This window comes from Massilimicrobiota sp. An134, from assembly GCF_002160815.1.
In the GTDB taxonomy this organism is placed as follows: domain Bacteria; phylum Bacillota_I; class Bacilli_A; order Erysipelotrichales; family Coprobacillaceae; genus Allocoprobacillus; species Allocoprobacillus merdigallinarum.
This window is the reverse complement of record NZ_NFLH01000074.1, coordinates 1-1,335: the sequence shown is the minus strand read 5'-3', so window position 1 is coordinate 1,335 and position 1,335 is coordinate 1. Positions and strand designations below refer to the sequence as shown.

Here is a 1,335-nt window from a genome sequence, read left to right as displayed (position 1 = left end):
ACGGGATAGCACAGGGATGGGCTTATGACGCATTAGCTAGCTGGTGAGGTAGAGGCTCACCAGGGCGACGATGCGTAGCCGGCCTGAGAGGGTGGACGGCCACACTGGGACTGAGACACGGCCCAGACTCCTACGGGAGGCAGCAGTAGGGAATTTTCGGCAATGGGCGAAAGCCTGACCGAGCAACGCCGCGTGAAGGAAGAAGTCATTCGTGATGTAAACTTCTGTTATAAAGGAAGAACGGCGCCTGTAGGGAATGACAGGCGAGTGACGGTACTTTATGAGGAAGCCACGGCTAACTACGTGCCAGCAGCCGCGGTAATACGTAGGTGGCGAGCGTTATCCGGAATCATTGGGCGTAAAGAGGGAGCAGGCGGCAGTGCAGGTCTGCGGTGAAAGCCCGAAGCTAAACTTCGGTAAGCCGTGGAAACCGCACAGCTAGAGAGCATCAGAGGATCGCGGAATTCCATGTGTAGCGGTGAAATGCGTAGATATATGGAGGAACACCAGTGGCGAAGGCGGCGGTCTGGGGTGCAGCTGACGCTCAGTCCCGAAAGCGTGGGGAGCAAATAGGATTAGATACCCTAGTAGTCCACGCCGTAAACGATGAGTGCTAAGTGTTGGGGGTCAGACCTCAGTGCTGCAGTTAACGCAATAAGCACTCCGCCTGAGTAGTACGTTCGCAAGAATGAAACTCAAAGGAATTGACGGGGGCCCGCACAAGCGGTGGAGCATGTGGTTTAATTCGAAGCAACGCGAAGAACCTTACCAGGTCTTGACATGGAGATAAAGGCTCTGGAGACAGAGAGATAGCTATATCTCACACAGGTGGTGCATGGTTGTCGTCAGCTCGTGTCGTGAGATGTTGGGTTAAGTCCCGCAACGAGCGCAACCCCTGTTGCCAGTTGCCAGCATTAGGTTGGGGACTCTGGCGAGACTGCCTCTGCAAGGAGGAGGAAGGCGGGGATGACGTCAAATCATCATGCCCCTTATGACCTGGGCTACACACGTGCTACAATGGACGGATCAGAGGGAGGCGAAGCCGCGAGGTGGAGCGAAACCCAGAAACCCGTTCACAGTTCGGACTGCAGTCTGCAACTCGACTGCACGAAGCTGGAATCGCTAGTAATCGCGAATCAGCATGTCGCGGTGAATACGTTCTCGGGCCTTGTACACACCGCCCGTCACACCATGAGAGTTGGTAACACCCGAAGCCGGTGGCCCAACCGCAAGGAGGGAGCTGTCTAAGGTGGGACTGATGATTGGGGTGAAGTCGTAACAAGGTATCCCTACGGGAACGTGGGGATGGATCACCTCCTTTCTAGGGAGAAGAGA

The 1,335-nt window shown here is 55.5% G+C and carries 1 rRNA gene; it reads left to right on the top strand.

Annotation, left to right across the window (positions count from 1 at the left end):
• Positions 1 to 1,321: ribosomal RNA gene (locus B5E79_RS13220) — 16S ribosomal RNA — on the top strand; the annotation flags it as partial.
• Between the last annotated feature and the right edge of the window lie 14 nt (positions 1,322 to 1,335).